The 20,417-nt window shown below is 59.4% G+C and carries 19 protein-coding genes; 5 read left to right on the forward strand and 14 right to left on the reverse strand.

The features are described from left to right. Positions 1-304: 304 nt before the first annotated feature. The gene (fadD2, locus tag AB4P90_RS22460) at positions 305-1,993 is read right to left on the reverse strand and encodes a long-chain-fatty-acid--CoA ligase FadD2 (RefSeq protein ID WP_395605384.1); all 1,689 of its coding nucleotides are present in this window, start codon (positions 1,991-1,993) and stop codon (positions 305-307) included. Between the two features lie 211 nt (positions 1,994-2,204). Here fadD2 and AB4P90_RS22465 point away from each other — a divergent pair, with 211 nt between their 5' ends. Both AB4P90_RS22465 and AB4P90_RS22470 read left to right on the forward strand, forming a co-directional pair. Beyond that, positions 2,205-3,149, forward strand: coding sequence for a lysophospholipase (locus AB4P90_RS22465; protein WP_395605385.1), 945 nt, complete (start codon positions 2,205-2,207; stop codon positions 3,147-3,149). Between the two features lie 56 nt (positions 3,150-3,205). Further along, positions 3,206-3,676: a MaoC family dehydratase gene (locus tag AB4P90_RS22470; RefSeq protein WP_003193747.1), complete on the forward strand. Its 471-nt coding sequence runs from the start codon at positions 3,206-3,208 to the stop codon at positions 3,674-3,676. Positions 3,677-3,812: 136 nt separating this feature from the next. Here AB4P90_RS22470 and AB4P90_RS22475 read toward each other — a convergent pair whose 3' ends face one another. Then, entirely contained in the window at positions 3,813-4,280 is a 468-nt protein-coding gene (locus tag AB4P90_RS22475) for a PA2169 family four-helix-bundle protein (RefSeq protein ID WP_014719659.1), read from the reverse strand. Positions 4,281-4,484: 204 nt separating this feature from the next. On the opposite strand from AB4P90_RS22475, the gene AB4P90_RS22480 reads away from it, so the two are divergent. Beyond that, positions 4,485-4,721, forward strand: coding sequence for a DUF3820 family protein (locus AB4P90_RS22480; RefSeq protein ID WP_003193750.1), 237 nt, complete (start codon positions 4,485-4,487; stop codon positions 4,719-4,721). A gap of 10 nt (positions 4,722-4,731) precedes the next feature. Continuing rightward, positions 4,732-5,907 (forward strand): aminotransferase class V-fold PLP-dependent enzyme, encoded by a 1,176-nt coding sequence (locus AB4P90_RS22485; RefSeq protein ID WP_191948886.1) that lies wholly within the window; start codon positions 4,732-4,734, stop codon positions 5,905-5,907. A 205-nt stretch (positions 5,908-6,112) separates the two neighbouring features. Here the strand turns inward: AB4P90_RS22485 and AB4P90_RS22490 are convergent, their stop codons facing one another. The 3 genes from AB4P90_RS22490 to zwf are packed head-to-tail and all read right to left on the reverse strand — an operon-like array spanning position 6,113 to position 8,962. After that, a complete protein-coding gene (locus AB4P90_RS22490) occupies positions 6,113-6,778 on the reverse strand; it encodes a bifunctional 4-hydroxy-2-oxoglutarate aldolase/2-dehydro-3-deoxy-phosphogluconate aldolase (protein WP_019819350.1) in 666 nt (221 codons plus the stop codon). Positions 6,779-6,795: 17 nt separating this feature from the next. After that, positions 6,796-7,509: a 6-phosphogluconolactonase gene (gene pgl, locus AB4P90_RS22495; RefSeq protein ID WP_019819352.1), complete on the reverse strand. Its 714-nt coding sequence runs from the start codon at positions 7,507-7,509 to the stop codon at positions 6,796-6,798. Further along, on the reverse strand, positions 7,496-8,962 hold the full coding sequence (gene zwf / locus AB4P90_RS22500; RefSeq protein ID WP_014719663.1) for a glucose-6-phosphate dehydrogenase: 1,467 nt from the start codon (positions 8,960-8,962) through the stop codon (positions 7,496-7,498). The genes pgl and zwf overlap by 14 nt, the downstream gene beginning before the upstream one ends. Positions 8,963-9,182: 220 nt before the next feature. Here zwf and AB4P90_RS22505 point away from each other — a divergent pair, with 220 nt between their 5' ends. Further along, on the forward strand, positions 9,183-10,043 hold the full coding sequence (locus tag AB4P90_RS22505) for a MurR/RpiR family transcriptional regulator (RefSeq protein WP_169856377.1): 861 nt from the start codon (positions 9,183-9,185) through the stop codon (positions 10,041-10,043). Positions 10,044-10,156: 113 nt separating this feature from the next. Here the strand turns inward: AB4P90_RS22505 and AB4P90_RS22510 are convergent, their stop codons facing one another. The 9 genes from AB4P90_RS22510 to AB4P90_RS22550 form a co-directional block, all read right to left on the reverse strand. Continuing rightward, the gene (locus AB4P90_RS22510) at positions 10,157-11,002 is read right to left on the reverse strand and encodes a D-hexose-6-phosphate mutarotase (RefSeq protein WP_014719664.1); all 846 of its coding nucleotides are present in this window, start codon (positions 11,000-11,002) and stop codon (positions 10,157-10,159) included. A gap of 97 nt (positions 11,003-11,099) precedes the next feature. Next, positions 11,100-12,446 carry a carbohydrate porin gene (locus tag AB4P90_RS22515; RefSeq protein ID WP_003193760.1) on the reverse strand — a complete coding sequence of 449 codons (1,347 nt, stop codon included), beginning with the start codon at positions 12,444-12,446 and terminating at the stop codon, positions 11,100-11,102. 85 nt (positions 12,447-12,531) lie between these two features. Next, complete coding sequence (locus tag AB4P90_RS22520) at positions 12,532-13,692, reverse strand: ABC transporter ATP-binding protein (protein ID WP_072435172.1); 1,161 nt, start codon at positions 13,690-13,692, stop codon at positions 12,532-12,534. A gap of 2 nt (positions 13,693-13,694) precedes the next feature. Next, the gene (locus AB4P90_RS22525; RefSeq protein WP_003193763.1) at positions 13,695-14,540 is read right to left on the reverse strand and encodes a carbohydrate ABC transporter permease; all 846 of its coding nucleotides are present in this window, start codon (positions 14,538-14,540) and stop codon (positions 13,695-13,697) included. Next, on the reverse strand, positions 14,533-15,441 hold the full coding sequence (locus AB4P90_RS22530) for a carbohydrate ABC transporter permease (protein ID WP_003193765.1): 909 nt from the start codon (positions 15,439-15,441) through the stop codon (positions 14,533-14,535). The genes AB4P90_RS22525 and AB4P90_RS22530 overlap by 8 nt, the downstream gene beginning before the upstream one ends. Positions 15,442-15,622: 181 nt before the next feature. Continuing rightward, on the reverse strand, positions 15,623-16,909 hold the full coding sequence (locus AB4P90_RS22535) for an ABC transporter substrate-binding protein (RefSeq protein ID WP_003193767.1): 1,287 nt from the start codon (positions 16,907-16,909) through the stop codon (positions 15,623-15,625). Positions 16,910-17,013: 104 nt separating this feature from the next. Continuing rightward, positions 17,014-18,273 carry an AGE family epimerase/isomerase gene (locus AB4P90_RS22540; protein ID WP_014719667.1) on the reverse strand — a complete coding sequence of 420 codons (1,260 nt, stop codon included), beginning with the start codon at positions 18,271-18,273 and terminating at the stop codon, positions 17,014-17,016. 148 nt (positions 18,274-18,421) lie between these two features. Beyond that, a complete protein-coding gene (locus AB4P90_RS22545; protein ID WP_020303134.1) occupies positions 18,422-19,246 on the reverse strand; it encodes a hypothetical protein in 825 nt (274 codons plus the stop codon). Between the two features lie 127 nt (positions 19,247-19,373). Further along, complete coding sequence (locus AB4P90_RS22550) at positions 19,374-20,372, reverse strand: NAD(P)-dependent oxidoreductase (RefSeq protein WP_014719669.1); 999 nt, start codon at positions 20,370-20,372, stop codon at positions 19,374-19,376. Between the last annotated feature and the right edge of the window lie 45 nt (positions 20,373-20,417).

A 20,417-nucleotide genomic window follows, 5' to 3' on the forward strand; every position in this document is an offset into this window, starting at 1 on the left:
TGGCGCTTTCAAGCAGGCCTAGAAGTCACAAAGCGCGCCGAGAGTAGCAGCTTTGCCAAGGGCCGCCTAGAGCCAAAAGAGGGCCCTACAGTCATAAACATGACTCAAGAATATCCAATGGTCACTTTTAGAGCAAAAATTCTATAACGCCAAAAATGGCTCTAGAACAGGCTTTCAAGGGCGAAAAATACAGTGTGGGAGCTGGCTTGCTTGCGATAGCGGTGGATCAGTCAGTTCAACAGGTGACTGAAACACTGCTATCGCAGGCAAGCCCGCTCCCACATTTTTTGTACTCTATTTCAATTCAAGCGATGTCGCGCAGCTCCCGGCGCAAGATCTTGCCCACCGGTGTCATCGGCAACGACTCTCTCAGCACAATATGCTTAGGCACCTTGTACCCCGTGAAGTTGGCCTTGCAGTACGTCTTCAGTTCCTCGAGGCTCACCCCCTGGGCCCGTGCCACCACGAACAGCTTCACCGCCTCCCCCGTGCGCTCGTCCGGTACGCCGATCACGGCGCAGTTGGCCACGGCCGGATGGGCCATGATCACGTCTTCGATTTCGTTGGGATAGACATTGAAGCCGGAGACGATAATCAGGTCTTTCTTGCGATCAACAATACTGATATAGCCGTCGGTATCGATCACAGCAATGTCACCGGTTTTGAGCCAGCCTTCAGCGTCCAGCGTATCGGCAGTGGCCTGCGGGTGCTGCCAGTAGCCTTTCATTACCTGCGGACCCTGGATGCACAACTCGCCGCGCTCGCCCAACGGCAGTTCGTGCCCTTGATCATCAATCACTTTCATGGCTGTGCCCGGCACCGGGATGCCCACGGTACCCAGGCGCGACAGACCGCCGTATGGGTTGGTGCTGGCCACCGGCGAGGTTTCGGTGAGGCCGTAGCCTTCGCCGATGGCGCAACCGGTCAGCGCCTTCCAGCGTTCCGCCGTGGCCTTGACCAGAGCGGTGCCACCGGAGTTGGTGATCTTGAGGTGGGAGAAGTCCAGGCTCTTGAAATCCGGGTGGTCCAGCAGCGCCACAAACAGGGTGTTGAGCCCCAGCAGCGCAGTGAAGCGCCACTGTTTCAATTCCTTGATAAACCCGCCGATGTCGCGTGGATTGGTGATCAATACGTTGTGGTTGCCGGACACCATCATGCACATGCAGTTGGCCGTGAATGCATAGATATGGTACAGCGGCAACGGCGCGATCATGACCTCCTGCCCTTCCTTGATCAGCGGGTGGCCGTCTTCACCCAGTTGCGACATGCACGCCCGCACCTGCTGCATGTTCGCTACCAGATTGCCATGGGTGAGCATCGCGCCCTTGGCCAGGCCGGTGGTGCCGCCGGTGTATTGCAGCACGGCGATGTCGTCCAGGGTTACCGGATGGCGCGTCACCCCAAGGCCCGCGCCCATGCGCAGGGCGCGCTTGAACGATACCGCCCGCGGCAGGTGATAGGCGGGGACCATCTTCTTCACCTTGTCGACCACGGTGTTGACCAGCCAGCCTTTGGCGGCGGGCATGAAGTCGCCCATCCTGGCTTCGATCAAGTAGTCGATCTCGGTGTCGGTGCACACCTCCTGCACCCGCGAACCGAACAGGTTGAGGTACACCAGCGCCCGCACGCCTGCGTCCTTGAACTGGTGGCGCATCTCGCGAGGGGTGTACAGCGGGTTGGTATTGACCACGATCAGCCCGGCGCGCAGTGCGCCGAATACGGCAACTGGATAATGCAGCACATTAGGCATTTGCACCGCAATGCGCTCACCGGGCTTGAGGTCGGTGTGCTGTTGCAGGTAACCGGCGAACGCCGCACTCTGGCGTTCCAGCTCGGCGTAGGTCAGGGTAATGCCCATGTTGCTGAACGCCGGACGGTCAGCGAAGGTCTTGCAGGAACGCTCGAAGACCTCGATCACTGACTTATAGGTCGTGAGGTCGATGGCATTGGGGACGCCCGCCGCCCGTTTGTCATTCCAGAAATCAGGTTGCATTATTCTTGCCCTCTTACCTGAGTGTGTCCGGCCGCTTTAAGCATTGATAAAAAGCGGAGATTTGAGGGACGTTAGCAGCTATGACCAAACAGGCAAATAAGATAAATCCTGTCATTGATTGCGTGAATCTTGCGTCTAACGTGCAGGTAGATGCCGCGCAATTCTGGCGATGAGCTATACACTGCAACGACCCTGAGCAAAGGAAGCCGCCATGAACCACAGCACCTTCTGGCTGACCGCGAACGACCACAGCCGCCTGTCTGTCAACCAATGGCTGCCAGACAGCCCGCCGAGGGCGGTGGTCATGCTCTCCCATGGCATGGCCGAGCACAGTGGTCGTTATGCTCGCCTGGCCGACGCCTTGTGCCGCGCCGGCTACGGCGTGTATGCCTTGGACCAGCGCGGCCATGGCCGTACCGCCGACGAGGGCATCCTGGGGCTGTACGCTGAAAAGGATGGCTGGAACAAAGTAGTCGGCGACCTGGCCAGCCTCAACCAGCATATTGGCCAGCAGCAACCGGACCTGCCGATTATTTTGCTCGGCCATAGCATGGGCAGCTACATCGCCCAGGGCTATTTGCTGCACCACAGCGCCAGCCTGCATGGCGCGATTCTCAGCGGTTCGAATTTCCAGCCGGTGGTGTTATATAGCGCGGCCCGGCTGATCGCACGTATCGAACGCTTGCGCCAAGGGTTGCGCGGCCGTAGTGCGTTGATCGAGTTCCTCTCATTTGGCTCGTTCAACAAAGCGTTCAAGCCCAACCGCACCGCCTTCGACTGGCTGAGCCGCGACCCGGACGAAGTCGACAAGTACATCAATGACCCGCTCTGCGGTTTTCGTTGCACCAACCAGTTGTGGATCGACCTGCTGGGCGGCTTGCAGCAAATCAGCAAAGCGTCCAATCTCGCGCAGATCGACCCGGGCTTGCCGATCCTGGTGATGGGCGGCGAATGTGATCCGGTGAGCGAAGGCAAGCGTCTCAAGGACCTGGCCCACGCACTGCGTGAGGCCGGCTGCCAGAACGTGCAATTGAACCTCTACCCGCAGGCGCGGCATGAAGTGTTCAACGAAACCAACCGTGATGAAGTCACCGCCGACCTGCTGAGCTGGCTGGAACAGGCGCTGGCGTTGCGCAGGCCCACCCGCTGCGAATAGTTTTTGCTTTAAAATCAGCCGATTAATTATCGATAAGCCACAGGATGCACCTTTAGATGACCCAGGTAACCAACACCCCGTACGAAGCGCTCGAAGTAGGCCAGACCGCCAGCTTCAGCAAAACCGTCGAAGAGCGTGATATCCAGTTGTTCGCCGCCATGTCCGGCGACCACAACCCGGTGCACCTGGATGCTGAATACGCCAAGGCAACCATGTTCAAGGAGCGGATTGCCCACGGCATGTTCAGCGGTGCGCTGATCAGCGCGGCGGTGGCTTGTGAGTTGCCTGGGCCGGGCACGATTTACATCGGCCAGCAGATGACCTTCCAGAAGCCGGTAAAGATCGGCGACACATTGACCGTGCGCTTGGAAATCCTCGAGAAACTGCCGAAGTTTCGCGTGCGCATTGCCACTCGGGTGTTCAACCAGCGTGATGAGTTGGTCGTCGATGGCGAGGCGGAAATTCTGGCGCCACGTAAGCAGCAAGTGGTGACCTTGACCGAGCTACCGCCGATCAGTATTGGCTGATCTACATTCCAGCCTTTGCGTAAAACAAATGTGGGAGCGGGCTTGCCCGCGAATGCGGTGTGTCAGTCAATACAACCGTGACTGATCCACCGCTTTCGCGGGCAAGCCCGCTCCCACACTAAGCCCAGCGTAGGTCTTACGACTGAGCGCGGGCCTGGTTACGCAGGGCTTTTACCTGGTCGTGATTGCGCTGTACACCGTGGTACTGACGCTCAACCAAGTCACGAATGCCCACCAGGTTGTGTTTGTTGATCTTCTCGATCGCTTCACGGTAAGCCTTCAATGCGTGGTCTTCACCGCGCTCGGCTTCGTTCAATACGGCCTCTTCGTCCTTGCCAGTGACCATCGACTTCACGTCGACCCAGCCACGGTGCAGGGCGCCGGCCATGCTGCCGGAATCTTCAGGATCGCCACCCAAGGCACGCACAGCAGTTTTCAGTTCAGCAGCGGCTGTCGCGCAATCAGCGGAGCGTTTGGCAAACAGGGCCTTGAGTTCTGGATGCTTGATGTCTTCAGCGCATTCCTTGAAACCCTTTTGGCCGTCGATGCTGGTCTCGATCAGGTCGTTCAGTACGGAGATCGATTCTTTGTTGATATCAGTCATTTTTCAATTCCTTGTACGGGTTAGAAGGTTGCCTTGGTTATTGCAGCGCCCGTGCCAGGTTTTCAAAAATTATTTTTATGTTTGATTTCAATAAGTTACGAATTATTGAACCATCTGTATCTTGGTTATTTGCATGATCTGTCATTTGGCCTTCATGCAGAATGCCTGTATTTTCGAAAGCCTGGCCTGAACCCTGCGACGCTCATGAATCCCGAAAAACTCGAACTGCTCATCACCCGCCAAATGCCCTTCGGCAAATACAAAGGCCGGATCATTGCCGACTTGCCTGGGCCCTACCTGAATTGGTTCGCCCGCGAAGGTTTCCCCCACGGGGAGCTGGGCGGTTTGCTGGCCTTGATGCAGGAAATCGACCACAACGGTCTGTCCGAATTGCTTGAGCCACTGCGCGCCAAACACGGCAGACCCGCCCCCCGCCACTAGGAGACCCACCATGCCAAGGAATGCCGATAACGAAGCGCACTGGCAGGCCATCGCTCAGCGTTACGAGTGCGAGCCCGGCCCGATCAACCTGGAAAACGGCTACTTCGGGCGCATGAGCCGGGCGGTGCAGGCCCAATACCTTGAGCACATCAGCTTTATCAACCGCAGCAACGCTGTGCATGTGCGCCAGCGTTTTGAACAGGGTGAAAACAACGAGATACGCCGCCAGTTGGCCGGGTTGATTGCTGTCGACCCCGAGTCGGTCGCTTTCACCCGTAACGCCACCGAAGCCTTGCAGTCGCTGATCCGCAACTACAACCGCCTGCAACCGGGCGACCAGGTGCTGATCACTGATCTGGAATACGACACAGTCAAAGGCGCCATGCGCTGGCTGGCAGCGACTCGCGGCGTGGAAGTCATAGAGGTGGCCCACACCCACCCGGCCCGTTTCGACAGCTTGGTGCAGACTTATCACGATGCGTTTGTGCAGTACCCGCGCCTGAAATTAATGGCCTTGACCCATGTGACCCACCGTACGGGCCTGGTCATGCCGGTTGCGGCCATTGCCAAGGCAGCGCGCGAACGAGGAATCGACGTGATCCTCGACGGCGCCCACGCCTTGGGCCAGATCGAATTCAACCTGGCCGAACTGGGCATTCAGTTCGCAGGCTTCAACCTGCACAAGTGGATCGGCGCGCCGTTGACCCTGGGCTTTTTGTACATCGCACCGGAGCGCCTGGCCGATATCGACCCGGATATGGGCGAGTTCCATTACCCAGCCACCGATGTGCGAGCGCGTACGTCCTACAGCACACCGAACTTTCCGGCGCTGATGACCTTGCCTCTGGTGTTTGAAGAGCATCGACAATTGGGGGGCGCTGCAGCCAAGGGCGCACGCGTCAATTACCTGCGCAACCTGTGGGTGAACCAGGTGCGGCCGTTGGCGGGGATCGAAGTGCTGACTTCGGATGACCCGCGACTGTATTGCGGGATCACCGCCTTCAAGTTCATCGGGCGCGATCAGCAGGCGATGGTGGACAGGTTGCTCAAGGAGCACGGCCTGTTCACCACTACGCGCACGGGGGCAGCGTTTGGCACCTGTATCCGGGTGACGCCGGGGCTGGTGACGTCGGCGGCGGACATCAATGCGCTAGTCCACGCGATCACCAAACTAAACACCGATTAAAATTGTGGGAGCGGGCTTGCCTGCGATAACGGTGTATCAGCCAAAGATGGGCTAACTGATAAATGGCTATCGCAGGCAAGCCAGCTCCCACCTTCAGAGCGGCGATGTGCTTGAGGTTTTTCTACAGGCAAAAAAAAGCGGCACACCGACCAAGTGCGCCGCAAAAATGCCGTTAAGCACAGCAACAACGATTCGATAAATCCGTTCAGTCCAGCAGCGCCAGCGCCTGGGCAGTGACTTCCTGGATACGCGCCCAGTCGCCGTTCTTGACCCACTCCGGATCCAGCATCCAGCTGCCCCCCACGCACATCACGTTTTTCAACGCCATGTAGCTCTTGATGTTGGCTGGGCCAACACCGCCAGTCGGGCAGAATTTGACTTCGCCGAACGGGCCGCCGAGCGCCTTGATGGCAGCAACACCACCGCTGACTTCAGCCGGGAACAGTTTGAAGCGGCGATAACCCAGGCCGTAGCCTTCCATGATGCCGGAGGCGTTGCTGATGCCCGGCAGCAGCGGGATCGGGCTGTGCACCGAGGCTTCCAGCAGGTCGCGGGTGATGCCAGGGGTGACGATAAATTGCGAGCCCGCCACTTCGGCCGCTTCGAGCATGTGACGATCGAGCACGGTACCGGCACCGGTGCACAGCTCAGGACGTTGCTCGCGCAAGACCTGAATGGCCTTGAGGCCGAACTCGGAACGCAGGGTCACTTCCAGCGCGGTCAAACCGCCAGCGGCCAGGGCGTCGGCCAACGGCAGGATGTCCTGTTCGCGGGCGATGGTGATCACCGGCAGGATCCGCGCCTTGGCGCAGAGGCTGTCGATCAAGGCAACTTTATCCGCCATGGACACGGTCGATTGGGGGCTTTTCATAGCGGCTGATCCTTGGCTCATGGGCACCAGTAAATCTCTAGAGTAGGTTGCAAAAACGCGCGAATCGGCATGGCAGCAACATCGTTGCTGGCCAGGGCGGCGCTCAAGGTGGTCAATTTCGAACTGCCGGAAATCGACAGCACGGTGTAGTTGGCCGTCGCCAACAGCGCGCGACTCATGGTCAGGCGCTGGTGCGGCACGGTCGGTGCCAGCATCGGCCAGCAACGGCGGGTACCGTCGGGCTTCAGGGCTTCAGCCAGGTTGGGACTGTTGGGGAACAGCGAGGCAGTGTGACCGTCATCGCCCATGCCCAGCACCAGCACATCAATGGCAGGCAGCTCGGCCAGCAGGCGATCGGCCTGCTCGGCAGCGTCTTCAAGGTTGGCGGCAGGGCTGTACAGGCTCAAGAACTTCGCCTTGGCCGCCGGGCCTTGCAGCAAGTGTTGCTTCAACAGGCCGGCATTGCTGTCGGCGTGTTCGACCGGCACCCAGCGCTCATCGGCCAGGGTGATGGTGACCTTGGACCAGTCCAGGCCCTGCTTGGCCAGGTTCTGGAAAAACGCCACGGGGCTGCGGCCACCGGACACCACCAACGTCGCCTCGCCACGGGCACTGATGGCCGCGCGCAGTTGTTCGGCCACGTCATTGGCCAGGCCATCGGCCAGCAGCGCAGGCGTACGGTACTCATGGGCAGTGACGCCCTGAGGCAGTTTCAATTCAGATATCGCCATACCACGACCTCCCATCTCGCGTAATCAGTGCAATGGAGCTCATCGGCCCCCAGGACCCCGCCGCATACGGCTTGGGCGCATCACCGGATTTTTTCCACCCGGCGATCAACTGGTCACACCACTTCCACGCGGCTTCGATTTCATCTTTGCGAACAAACAGGTTCTGATTGCCGCGCATCACTTCCAGCAACAATCGCTCGTAGGCATCGGGGATGCGTGCGCTGCGATAGGTGTCGGAAAAATTCAATTGCAGTGGCCCGCTGCGCAGTTGCATGCCTTTGTCCAGGCCCTGTTCCTTGGTCATCACACGCAAGGAAATACCTTCGTCCGGCTGCAGGCGGATGATCAGCTTGTTGCTGATCTGCAAGCGCTGCTCGGGGGCGAAGATATAGTGGGACGGTTCCTTGAAATGGATGACGATCTGCGACAGCTTTTGCGGCATGCGCTTGCCGGTACGCAGGTAGAACGGCACCCCGGCCCAACGCCAGTTGCGGATATCGGCACGCAGGGCGACGAAGGTTTCGGTGTCGCTCTGGGTGTTGGAATTGTCTTCTTCCAGGTAACCCGGCACGGCTTTACCAGCGCTGTAGCCGGCGATGTACTGGCCACGGACTACTTGGGTGGTCAGGCCTTCGGGGCTGATCGGCGCCAGGGCCTTGAGCACCTTGACCTTCTCGTCACGGATGCTGTCGGCGGACAGGTCGGCCGGCGGGTCCATGGCAATCAGGCACAGCAGCTGCAACAGGTGGTTCTGGATCATGTCGCGCAGCTGGCCGGCCTTGTCGAAGTAACCCCAACGGCCTTCGATGCCGACCTGCTCGGCCACGGTGATTTCCACGTGGGAGATGTAGTTCTGGTTCCACTGGGTTTCGAACAGGCTGTTGGCGAAACGCAGGGCAATCAGGTTCTGCACCGTCTCTTTGCCCAGGTAGTGGTCGATGCGGTAGGTGCGGTTTTCCGGGAAAAACTGCGCCACGGCGTCGTTGACCTTGCGCGATGACTCCAGGTCCGAACCGATGGGTTTTTCCAGCACTACGCGGGTATTTTCCGCCAGGCCAACCTTGGACAGGTTTTCGCAGATCGCGCCGTACACCGCCGCCGGGGTGGCGAAGTAGGCAATCAGGCGTTGATCGCTGCCGGCTTTTTCGGCCAGGGCAACGTAGTCGTCAGCCTTCATGAAGTCGACATGCACATACGAAAGGCGCGCGAGGAAACGCTGGGCCACGGCCTCGTCGAGTTCCTTGCCGACGTATTTACGCAATTCTTTTTCGATATGGGCCAGGTGTTGCTGCTCGGAGCCGGCTTCACGGGCCAGGGCCAGGATGCGTGTGTCGTCGTGCAGCAACCCGGCGCCATCGAGTTGATAAAGGGCAGGAAATAACTTGCGCAGCGCCAGATCACCCAAGGCGCCAAACAGGGCAAAGGTGCAGGGTTCCACGGTTATCGAAGGCATGATGTTTGTTCTTTTATCAAGTTAAGCTACAAATACCTTTTTTCAAGGCATCACTCAAGGAAAAATGTAGTAATAACCACAACATTTTCCCGAAATACGCATTGCGAGTGGTGGTGTTCAGCTACCCTCAGTAGGATAGGCCACCGCGAAAAGCCACTCATCGATTGGTTGCCGCCTTTTTATTTGCATCGTCGCCCGAAGGAAAGACTGAATGGACCGCGTGCGAAATCTTCTGGAACAGATCCGGAACCGCCTCGAAGAATTGAACAAGGCCGAGCGCAAAGTCGCTGAAGTGATCCTGCTCAACCCGCAGCAGGCCACACGCTTCTCGATCGCCGCCCTCGCCCAGGCCGCCTCGGTCAGTGAACCGACGGTCAACCGCTTCTGCCGTTCGTTCGGTGTCAGCGGTTACCCTGAACTCAAATTGCAGTTGGCGCAAAGCCTGGCCAGTGGCGCCGCGTATGTCAGCCGCGCCGTGGAGGCCGATGATAACCCCGAGGCCTACACCCAGAAGATCTTTGGCAGCGCCATTGCCTCCTTGGACAGTGCCTGCCAGGCCCTGGACCCGGCGCTGATCAGCAAGGCCGTGGACTTGTTGATCCAGGCACGGCAGATCCACTTCTTTGGCCTCGGCGCTTCAGCCCCGGTGGCCATGGATGCGTTGCACAAGTTCTTCCGCTTCAACCTGGCAGTGACCGCCCACGCCGACGTGCTGATGCAACGCATGATCGCCTCGGTGGCGCACACCGGTGAGTTGTTCGTGATCATTTCCTACACCGGCCGTACCCGCGAACTGGTGGAAGTGGCGCGTATCGCTCGGGAAAACGGTGCGTCGGTGCTGGGCGTGACCGCCGAAAACTCGCCGCTGGCCAAAGCCAGTACGGTGAGCCTGAACATCCCGCTGCCGGAAGACACGGATATCTACATGCCGATGACTTCTCGGATTATCCAATTGACGGTATTGGACGTGTTGGCAACGGGTATGACCCTGCGTCGCGGAGTGGATTTCCAGCCGCATTTGCGCAAGATCAAAGAGAGCTTGAATGACAGCCGGTATCCGGTGGGGGATGAGTTCAACTAGCAGGCAGCTCTACCAGCAGTACCGGCGCTATCGCAGGCAAGCCAGCTCCCACATTTGGAATGCATTCCCCTGTGGGAGCTGGCTTGCCTGCGATAGCGCCATCAGCCACACCGCTAAACCCCTGCCCTGGCCTGCAAACTCAAATGCGCCCTCTCCCCCGGCGCCAGGCTCGCCGCCGCCATCGCCGCCTCCACACACACAAACCCCGACGCTTCGTTAAAGCTCACGCCCAACAGCGGCCGGCTGCCCGGGTGCCACACCACCGTGTCGGCGCTGTCGCCGGTGTCGATGCACAGTTCACGCTGCCAGGCGTGGTCCTTGAGCTGCAATTCGCCCTCATGCTGGAACACCCGCTGGCATCCGCCATCGACCCGCAATTCACCTTCCTGCTGGCAAACCTGGCGATTGAGCTGGTCATAACCCTGCGCCCCTTCGAGCCCAGACAGCGCTACCTCGTCAACGTGACCAATACGCCAGTAAGCGTGCAATGCATGGCTCAACTGGCACGGCAGCTCGTCGTGATGCTCGGTGCTCAGGCGCAGTTCCAGGGTTTCGCCCAAGTGTGCGTGCAAGTCCACCTGCCAGTCGCACAGTTGCAATTGCCAGTGCAGGCGCACGCCGTCATCGTCAGTGCTGCTGTCGAGCAGTTTCCAGTCGATCAAGCGGGCCCAACCGTGGGAAGGCCAGGCATTTTCGCTGGGGTGACGGCCATACCACGGCCAGCACACCGGTACGCCACCACGGATAGCCCCGACTTGCGGCCATTTGGCGGCACACCACAGCCACGGCTTTTGGCCGGTGGGTTGAAAGTGCAGCAATTGCGCACCCTGGCGACTGAACACCGCCTGGCACAGCGGATGGTCGATCACCAACACATCGCGCATCTGAAAGCGCTCCCAGGCGAACACCGGACGCTCGCGCAGGGATTTAAAAAAGCGTTGCAGCGGTTGCTCGTGCATGTGCCAGGTCCCGAATATCACAGTGCCACGCAAAAAAAAGCGGATAGCCATGGCTACCCGCAAATGCGCACAGAGAGAGGAGCTTATCGCAACAGCGTTAGAACGTAGACTGAATTTTCAGGCCCGCTACCAGCGCGTTGTCGACTTTATCCACGCCGCCAGGCTGGACAACGTACTGCAGGTTCGGACGCACAGTCAGCCAGTTGGTGACGTGGAAACCGTAGTTGAGTTCGACGTTGTACTCAGTCTCACGAATCGGCGTGTACAGCGGATTGTCGTAGTCGCTCACGCCCCTGGCGTCGTTGAGCAGCTCCGAGTTTTTCTTCACATCATTGTTGACATGCAGGCGAGCGACGCCAATGCCGACGTCATCTTTTGGACGCGCGTCGAATGGGCCTTTGTACACGAGCATCAACGACTGGTAGTTGTCGACCAGGTTGGTTTCCTTGTCATGGAAGGTCGCGTTGGCGGCAATGTTCAAACCACGGGAAGCGTCGCCGTTATGGGTGGTGAGTTGCTGTTGCGCAACGAACCAGTAGCCTTTCTTGCTGCTGCGGGTACGGAAGTCGGCGCCGCTGAGGACCGCATCGTTACCGTTGACGTCTTCACGTACATCCGGAGCATCGGCCGCACTTTTATAGAAACCCACACGGTATTCGCCCGGCAGGTTATTAACCTTCGGCGACCAGACCAATTCCACCGGAATCACGGTGCCCTTGGTACCACTGCCGCTGAGTTTGAAGCCGTTGCCGTGCTCCAGCTGCGACGGGTTCTGGTTGTAGGCACCGATTTGCGCATACAGCTCAGGCGTGATGTTGTATTTCACGCGGATAGCGGCCTGGGCGACCGGCCAGTTGTACCAGGTATTGACGTAGTTACCGACCTGGGAGCCGCAGAACGACAGGTTCTGGAAGTCGCAAGGGAAGGTGTTGAAGTCTTCGCCTTCGCCGAAGTAACCGAGCTTCACGTCCAGCTTGTTGTCGAACATCTGGTGCTGAATCCAGAACTGGGTCAAACGCACCATGTGGCCACGGCCATACACTTCTTGCGAGGAACTCAAGGTGCCGGCACGCGGGTCGCCAATGCGGTCATTGGAGATGTTCTGGCCATTACGGTTGGTCAACTGGATCTTGGCCTGGGTGTTATCCCAGCCCCACAGTTTTTGCAGGTCCAGTGCCACGCCCAGACCGAACTGGTCGGAGTAACGACCGGTCTTGTCGTCGTTGTAGCCGCCGTGGGCGTTGTAGCCCATCTCGCCCACGTAGTCGGCCTTGATGTCGATACCTTGCTCGATCAGCTTGGTACGCTCGCCGCCCCAATCGCCGGTCATCCACTTGGAATCAGCGCTGAATGCATCGGCCGCCATCGCATTGGCGGACAATACAAGGGCTGCTGCCGCTGACAGTTGGCAGATCAGCCGGGTGTTGTTGTGTTGCTTTTTCATCCCTACATCCTCGTCTTTATTGTTATTAAACTGTTTTTATCTAACGCGGGTTACATTTTTTAATTAAAACAATCACTTATCTTGCTTAACGGCCCTTGAACTGGGTCACATTGTCGGCATGCCCCTGTGCCGGCAATGAAGCCACTGTGCCCAACCGCTCACCGGTCTTGGCGTCAAACAGCAATACCTTGGCCGGGTCGAACTGCAAGGTCAGGGTCTCGCCCACTTGCGGTGCCACGTCCGGCGCCAAACGGCAGCAGACCTTGGTGTCGTTGAGCTGCACAAACACCAGGGTGTCCGGGCCGGTCGGCTCGGTGACCTGGACTTCGGCACGAATGCTCGACGAGCCATTACCCTCGCCCGCTGCCAGCACGATCTGCTCCGGGCGCAGGCCCAGGATCACATCGCGGTCTTCCAGCCCGGCGTCATTCATGCCCAACGCCAACTCGCAACGGGCCTGGCCGCTGTCGAGCACCGCCACCAGATCACCGTTCTGGCGTTTTAGGCGCATGGGAACGAAGTTCATCGGTGGTGAACCGATAAAGCTTGCCACAAACAGGTTGGCAGGGTCGTTGTAAATTTCTTTTGGCGTGCCGAATTGCTGGATGATCCCGTCCTTCATCACCGCCACTTTGTCGCCCAGGGTCATCGCTTCGATCTGGTCGTGGGTCACGTAGACGGTGGTGGTTTTCAGACGCTGGTGCATCAGCTTCATTTCGGTACGCATCTCGACGCGCAGCTTGGCGTCGAGGTTGGACAGCGGTTCGTCGAACAGGTAGATCTTCGGCCGGCGCGCCAGGGCACGGCCCATGGCCACGCGCTGTTGCTGGCCACCGGACAACTGGCCCGGCTTGCGGTTGAGCAGGTGTTCGATCTGCAGCAACTTGGCCACGCGCGCCACTTCGGCGTCGATGTCGGCTTGCGGCATCTTGCGGATCTTGAGGCCGAACTCGATGTTCTCGCGCACGCTCATGGTCGGGTACAGCGCGTAGGACTGGAACACCATGGCGATGTCACGGTCCTTGGGGCTCATGCCGCTCACGTCTTGATCACCGATCATGATCGCGCCGCCGGTGATGGTCTCAAGGCCAGCGATGCAGTTCATCAGCGTGGATTTACCACAGCCCGACGGGCCGACCAGGATGAGGAACTCGCCTTCCTTGATCGACAGTTCGATGTTCTTCAAGGTGTCGGGCAGGCCGGCGCCATAAGTCTTGTTTACATTGCGAAGTTCAAGCGTAGCCATGATTACCCCTTGACCGCGCCAGCCGTAAGGCCGCGCACGAAATACTTGCCTGCGATCACATAGACCAGCAGGGTCGGCAGCCCGGCGATCATCGCCGCCGCCATATCCACGTTATATTCCTTGGCCCCGGTACTGGTGTTGACCAGGTTGTTCAGCGCCACCGTGATGGGCTGGGAGTCGCCACTGGAGAACACCACGCCGAACAGGAAGTCGTTCCAGATCTGGGTGAACTGCCAGATCAGGCAGACCATGATGATCGGCGTCGACATCGGCAGGATGATCCGGCGGAAGATGGTGAAGAACCCCGCTCCGTCCAGGCGTGCTGCCTTGATCAGCGCATCCGGGATGCTCACGTAGTAGTTACGGAAGAACAGCGTGGTGAACGCCAGGCCGTAGACCACGTGGATAAACACCAGGCCGGTGGTGGTGCTGGCCAGGCCCATCTTGCCGAGGGTGAACGACGCGGGCAGCAACACGGTCTGGAACGGCAGGAAGCAGCCGAACAGCAACAGGCCAAAGAACAGCTGCGAACCGCGGAAGCGCCAGAACGACAGCACGTAGCCGTTCAAGGCGCCGATAGCGGTAGAGATCAGCACAGCAGGAACGGTGATCTTGATCGAGTTCCAGAAGTAGCCATCCACGGTGGCCCAGGCTTTCACCCAGCCGATGCCGCTGACCACGGTGGGCCAGCTCAGCAGGTTACCGGTGCTGATGTCTTCCGGGGTCTTGAAGCTGGTGAGCAGCATCACCACCAGCGGCACCAGGTACAGCAGCACCGCCAGGATCAGCACCGCGTAGATCGCGATGCGGCTCAGGCTGATGGCAGGTTTGGCGGCGAGACTAGTCATTACGCTTGGTCCTCAGCTCGGAATACAGGTACGGCACGATGATCGCGAGGATCGCACCGAGCATCAGGATTGCACTGGCCGAGCCCATGCCCATCTGGCCGCGACTGAAGGTGAACGAGTACATGAACATCGCCGGCAGGTCGGACGAGTAGCCCGGGCCGCCTGCGGTCATTGCCGCCACCAGGTCGAAGCTCTTGATCGCAATGTGCGCCAGGATCATCACCGCACTGAAGAACACCGGACGCAGGCTGGGCAGCACCACGCTCCAGTAGATACGCGGCAGGCTCGCGCCGTCGATCTGCGCAGCGCGGATGATCGACTGATCAACACCGCGCAGGCCAGCGAGGAACATCGCCATGATAAAGCCGGAGGCTTGCCACACAGCGGCAATCACCAGGCAGTAGACCACGCGGTCCGGGTCGATCAGCCAATCGAGACGGAAGCCTTCCCAGCCCCAGTCCCGCAGGAGTTTGTCCAGGCCCATGCCCGGGTTGAGCAACCATTTCCAGGCGGTACCGGTGACGATCATGGAGAGCGCCATCGGGTACAGGTAAATGGTGCGGATAAAGCCTTCGCGGCGGATTTTCTGGTCGAGGAAAATCGCCAGCAGCACGCCGATCACCAGGGTGATACCGATGAACATGCCACCGAACACGGCCAGGTTCTTGCTCGCCACCCACCAGCGGTCGTTGTCGAACAGCCGCTGATACTGCGCCAGGCCCGCCCATTTGTAGCTGGGCAGGAAGGTCGAGGTGGTGAACGACAGCACGAACGTCCACAGGATGTAGCCATAAAAGCCCACCAGCACGATGAACATGCTCGGCGCCAGCACCAGTTTAGGGAGCCAGCGCTGCAGCACATCGAATGGCGAGGCCTTGCTGAACACAGCAACAGAACTCATGGGAAAATCCAGTACAGGGAAAAAGGACTACAAGGTGAGTCTCTTGTCGAACGCGGTTTGTGTGGGAGCTGGCTTGTCGAATCGTCGCACCGCTGCGATGGCATCACCTCGGTGTAACCGGCACACCGAGTTGCCTGCATCACGGGCAAGCCCGGCTCCCACAAAAATCCGCTACCAAGTCTTACTTGGCTGACTTGATCGCAGCACCCAGCTTCTTGGCGGTATCGGCCGGGTCGGCTTTCGGGTCGTTGATGAAGTTGGTCACGACATCAAAGAACGCACCCTGTACCGCCAGGGTCGTGGCCATGTTGTGCGCCATGCTTGGCTGCAGGCCGCCAGTCTTTGCGTCGGCCAGGAAGTCTTTGGCGGCGGTCTGGGCGCAGGAATCAAAGCCGTAGGATTCCATCTTGGTCAGCATGTCGTTACGCACAGGGATCGAGCCCTTGTTGATGCTGAACACCTTCTGGAAGTTTTCACCCAGCACCACTTTGGCGATGTCCTGCTGGCCCGCGGCAGTGCCTTTGTCTTTCTGCTTGAACACCGCCAGGGAGTCGATGTTGTAGGTGAAGGCTTTATCAGTGCCCGGGAACGCTACGCACTCATAATCCTTGCCGGCGACTTTCTTGGCCGCAGTCCATTCGGACTTGGCCCAGTCACCCATGATCTGCATGCCGGCCTTGCCGTTGATGACCTTGCCAGCCTCCAGGTTCCAGTCCTGGCCCTTGCCGTCGACGTCCATGTAGGTCGCGACTTTCTTCAGTTCAGTGAGGGCCTTGACCATTTCCGGGCCGGTCAATGCGCCGTTATCCAGGTCGACCAGGGCTTTCTTGTAGCCATCGGCGCCCATCACCGAGAGCACCACCGCTTCGAACACGGTGCTGTCCTGCCAAGGCTGGCCGCCGTGGGCGAGCGCAATGAAGCCTGCAGCCTTGAGCTTGTCGCCCGCTGCATAGAATTCTTCGAGGGTGGTTGGGTTCTTGGTGATGCCGGCTTTCTTGAAGACTTCCGGGTTGATCCACAGCCAGTTCACGCGGTGGATATTCACCGGCACTGCCACGTAGTCACCGTCGTATTTCACGGTGTCGGAGACTTTCTTGTCGAGCAGCGAATCCCATTTTTCTTCTTTGGCGACGTCTTTGAGTACGTCGGTGTCGAGCAGGCCAGTCGACGCCCATTCCTGGATGTCGGGGCCTTTGATCTGGGCAACGCCTGGCGGGTTACCAGCAACCGCGCGGCTTTTGAGCACGGTCATGGCAGTGGCGCCACCGCCGCCTGCTACAGCACCGTCTTTCCAGGTAAAGCCGTCTTTCTCAACTTGGGCCTTCAGGACATCCACAGCCGCTTTTTCACCGCCGGAGGTCCACCAATGCACCACTTCCACCGTACCTTTGGAGTCGGCGGCAAATGCACTGAGGGGGAACAACGAGGCAATGGAAATAGCGACGGCGAGGCGATTAATCGCGTTCATCTGAGTACCTTTTCTTGTTGTTATGCATGCAAGTCTAGAGCTTGCGCTGCACGGAGTTTAAACATGGATTTTCAGGGCGCAGGTAACAAAGGGACGCACAAATGTCACCACTTGGTGACATAGCATCCGCCGCCCAATGCACTGGCCAAGCTGGGTGCCAAGGGCAGTGCAGGCAGCACTACCGCTTGCCAGGCATGGTACAGGTCAGGTTTACCGCCCCAGATATTACTGCTGGGTTGGTTGTGCGGGCTGAGTTCGTGGTGCCAACTGCCCTGGAGCCGGTCGATGAAGTGGGTTTCGCAAAACTCCCAGAAACGTCGGTACCAGGTTTCGTAATGCAGCTCACCGGTACGTTTGAGCAGCGCCTGAGCAGCGGCGCTGGCTTCGGCATGGGTCCAGTGCAGGCGCTCGCGTACTACCGGGCGTTGGTTCCAATCCAAAGTGTAGACAAGGCCCGGCGCACCATCCACCGCCCAGGCGTACTCGCAGGCACTGGCGAACAGGCCTTTGGCGTCGCTCACCAGCCAGTCCGGCGTGGCCAGCTTGGCCTCAAGGCGCGCAGCTTCCAGGTGCAGCAGCAACCGCGCCCATTCAAAACCATGGCCTGGGGTGATGCCGTAAGGGCGAAAGCCATCGGAAGGGTTGTCTTGGTTGTAACCGAGCAACGGCTTCCAGTGCGTATCGAAATGTTCGATGACCATGAACTGGTTGCCAGCGGCATGAGTATGGATCACCCGTTCAACGATGCGCAGCGCACGGTCCAGCCAACGTGTATCACCACTGACATCGGCCAATGCCAGGAAAGCTTCGGTGGCGTGCATGTTGCTGTTGGCGCCACGGTAGGCTTCGACGCCGCTCCAGTCTCGGGCAAAGGATTCGAGCATGACGCCCTCCTCTTCGCTCCAGAAGAACTGGTCGATGATATGGACGGCGTCGTTCATTAATGTGCGCGCACCCGGCGCGCCGGCCACTACGGCAGAGCTGGCGGCAAGGGCCACGAAGGCGTGCAGGTAGGCGGCCTTGCCGGTGTTGCCATCAGCCGCCTGGGGCGCGGCGAACCAGCCACCGTGCTCACTGTCACGCAGCGGGCCGCTGAGCGCTGCCACACCGTGCGCCACCAGCTCGGCATAACCCGGCAACCCCATGGCATGGGCCATGGCAAAGCTGTGTGTCATGCGCGCGGTGTTCATGGTTTCGGCGCGGGCAGTGGCCGGCAACTGGCCTTTATCGTCGAGGTTGCCGAAACCGTCCGGCAGGCGCGATGCCTTGGCGAACGCCAACAGGCGCTGGCCTTCTGCGGCGAGCCAAGCGTGATGGGCAGGTGCATTCAGCCAACTGCTGGCAGGCAGTGGATGGGTGGTCATGGGTGGCCCTTATTGTTTTTTTGGGATGACCGGAGTCTAAACAAGGGCGCGGGATGGGCAAGTAACGAAGGGGAGAAGAAATGTCACCGAGCGGTGACAATCCATGTAGGAGCGAGCTTGTTCGCTCCTACAGAGGACGATTTCGCGTTCATTGACCCAGTGGTGTGGCCGCAGCAGGCGCATTGAGACGCTGATTCAAGTTCTGCACCTGGCTCTGCAAGGTGGTGATATTGCGCGTGGTCTGGATGCGGAACACGTCGAATTCCTTGTTGGTCGGCGCGTCGATATTGGCCGGCTGGTTTTCCTGAGCGCTCTTGAGCACCAGCAAGTCCTGCTCGAGACGGGCGATGGCCGCGCTAGGGTTGCCTTGTTTCTTCAAGGCCGCCACATCGGTGACCAGACCCTTGGTCTCGGCCTGTGCTGCCGTGAGACTGGCGACAGCGTCAGTAAGGGCCTGCACCTGGCCTTGCAGCTTGGTATTGGCCGCTGTCAGTTCGGCGGTGCTGGCACTCATCTGGGCCAGGCGGCTGTCCAGTTCGGTGGCTTGACCCGCGACGCCCAACTGTTGCTTGCCCTGTTCCTGCAACTGGGCTTCGAGTTGCTTGATCTGCAGCTTCAACGCTTCGCTGCCGTTGTTCACATTGGCTTCGCTGGCCACGACCTTGCCGGAAATCGCCTGCAGGCGCCCCGCCGCTTCCTCGCTGATGCGGGCAAAGCTTTCCTGGGTGGCAACCAACTGCTGGCCCATCAGGGAGATCTGCTGGAAGCTCCACCAGGCCAGGCCTGCAAACGCAATCAACAGCGCGCCGACCAGTGCCCACAACGGGCCAGTGCTGGCGCTCTTGACCTTGACCACAGGCGTCGTTCGCGAACGCACCGACGTCGCAGGGGTCGGCACGAAATCATCGTCATCCCCAAGGTCGGCCCGCAGGCTGGGAACGTTGTCGAAGTCGTCTTTAGCATCGTTACGCATGAATCTACCCTGAATCAATGAGATGGCTGGCTGCAAAGCCGAGCGGCAGGAGTATAAACCGCACTCCCGGCGCATGGATCGACTCGGAACCTGGAATTGGGTTCCCGAAGTGTTGCTGCTTATGAGCTTATTGGCGGCCCGGGTCCTGGGCTTTCCACCAGCTGCAGAACTCGTCGAGCGCGGCCCACAGGCTGATTTTGGGCTCGTAGTCGAGATAATGCCTGGCGCGGCTGATGTCGAGGGTGAAATCTTTGTTCATCACCTGCATGCCCAGGCGCGACAACGCCGGTTCCGGCCGCCCCGGCCACATCGCGCAGAAGGCTTCATTCAGGGCCGCCACGCTGTAGGCCACACCGTAGGAGCGGTAACGGGTCACCTGGGGCAGCTCCATTTGCCGCATCACGTAGTTCACCACATCCCAGATCGGCACCGGTGCGCCGTTGCTGATGTTGTAGGCTTTTCCCAGGGCCGAGCCAGTGGCGAGCAAACTGCTGAGCAGCGCCTCGTTAAGGTTATGCACGCTGGTGAAGTCGACTTTGTTCAAGCCGTCGCCGACGATCGCCAGGCGGTTCTTGCGCTGCATTTTCAGCAGGCGCGGGAAGATGCTCATATCGCCGGCCCCGGTAACAAATCGTGGGCGCAGGGCTATCACTTCCAGGCCGAACTCTTGGGCGCCAAAGACCTTCTGCTCAGCCAGGTATTTGGTGGCGGCATAGGGATGCTTGAAACGCTTGGGCACTTGTTCTTCGGTGAGCCCCAGATGGTCGCGACCGTCAAAGTAGATCGACGGCGACGACAGGTGCACCAGGCGCCCGACGCGCTGTTTCAGGCAGGCCTCGACGACGTTTTCGGTGACCAGCACATTGTTCTGGTGGAAGTCCTGATACTTGCCCCACAGCCCGACGGCGCCGGCGCAATGCACCACGGCTTCAACATCGCGGCACAGGTCGCGCACCAGGTCGGCATCATTCAAGTCACCCTGGATAAACTCGGCACCGCGCCGTACCAGGTGCTCCACACCCTCGGCGCGCCGCCCGTTGACCCGCACGTCCAGGCCTTGTTCAAGGGCGAAGCGCGCAAAGCGCCCGCCAATGAAGCCGCTTGCGCCGGTGACCAGAATTTTCATGTCGTACTCCGTGTTCTTTCGTTTTTCATCGCTCTTGCCTTGACG

It is taken from the genome of Pseudomonas sp. B16120, from assembly GCF_044218845.1.
GTDB lineage: Bacteria > Pseudomonadota > Gammaproteobacteria > Pseudomonadales > Pseudomonadaceae > Aquipseudomonas > Aquipseudomonas paracarnis.

Excerpts from the sequence above, each read along its gene's own strand:
- fadD2 (WP_395605384.1), bottom strand. The coding sequence starts at position 1,993 with ATGCAACCTGATTTCTGGAATGACAAACGGGCGGCGGGCGTCCCCAAT.
- AB4P90_RS22465 (WP_395605385.1), top strand. The coding sequence starts at position 2,205 with ATGAACCACAGCACCTTCTGGCTGACCGCGAACGACCACAGCCGCCTG.
- AB4P90_RS22470 (WP_003193747.1), top strand. The coding sequence starts at position 3,206 with ATGACCCAGGTAACCAACACCCCGTACGAAGCGCTCGAAGTAGGCCAG.
- AB4P90_RS22475 (WP_014719659.1), bottom strand. The coding sequence starts at position 4,280 with ATGACTGATATCAACAAAGAATCGATCTCCGTACTGAACGACCTGATC.
- AB4P90_RS22480 (WP_003193750.1), top strand. The coding sequence starts at position 4,485 with ATGAATCCCGAAAAACTCGAACTGCTCATCACCCGCCAAATGCCCTTC.
- AB4P90_RS22485 (WP_191948886.1), top strand. The coding sequence starts at position 4,732 with ATGCCAAGGAATGCCGATAACGAAGCGCACTGGCAGGCCATCGCTCAG.
- AB4P90_RS22490 (WP_019819350.1), bottom strand. The coding sequence starts at position 6,778 with ATGAAAAGCCCCCAATCGACCGTGTCCATGGCGGATAAAGTTGCCTTG.
- pgl (WP_019819352.1), bottom strand. The coding sequence starts at position 7,509 with ATGGCGATATCTGAATTGAAACTGCCTCAGGGCGTCACTGCCCATGAG.
- zwf (WP_014719663.1), bottom strand. The coding sequence starts at position 8,962 with ATGCCTTCGATAACCGTGGAACCCTGCACCTTTGCCCTGTTTGGCGCC.
- AB4P90_RS22510 (WP_014719664.1), bottom strand. The coding sequence starts at position 11,002 with ATGCACGAGCAACCGCTGCAACGCTTTTTTAAATCCCTGCGCGAGCGT.
- AB4P90_RS22515 (WP_003193760.1), bottom strand. The coding sequence starts at position 12,446 with ATGAAAAAGCAACACAACAACACCCGGCTGATCTGCCAACTGTCAGCG.
- AB4P90_RS22520 (WP_072435172.1), bottom strand. The coding sequence starts at position 13,692 with ATGGCTACGCTTGAACTTCGCAATGTAAACAAGACTTATGGCGCCGGC.
- AB4P90_RS22525 (WP_003193763.1), bottom strand. The coding sequence starts at position 14,540 with ATGACTAGTCTCGCCGCCAAACCTGCCATCAGCCTGAGCCGCATCGCG.
- AB4P90_RS22530 (WP_003193765.1), bottom strand. The coding sequence starts at position 15,441 with ATGAGTTCTGTTGCTGTGTTCAGCAAGGCCTCGCCATTCGATGTGCTG.
- AB4P90_RS22535 (WP_003193767.1), bottom strand. The coding sequence starts at position 16,909 with ATGAACGCGATTAATCGCCTCGCCGTCGCTATTTCCATTGCCTCGTTG.
- AB4P90_RS22540 (WP_014719667.1), bottom strand. The coding sequence starts at position 18,273 with ATGACCACCCATCCACTGCCTGCCAGCAGTTGGCTGAATGCACCTGCC.
- AB4P90_RS22545 (WP_020303134.1), bottom strand. The coding sequence starts at position 19,246 with ATGCGTAACGATGCTAAAGACGACTTCGACAACGTTCCCAGCCTGCGG.
- AB4P90_RS22550 (WP_014719669.1), bottom strand. The coding sequence starts at position 20,372 with ATGAAAATTCTGGTCACCGGCGCAAGCGGCTTCATTGGCGGGCGCTTT.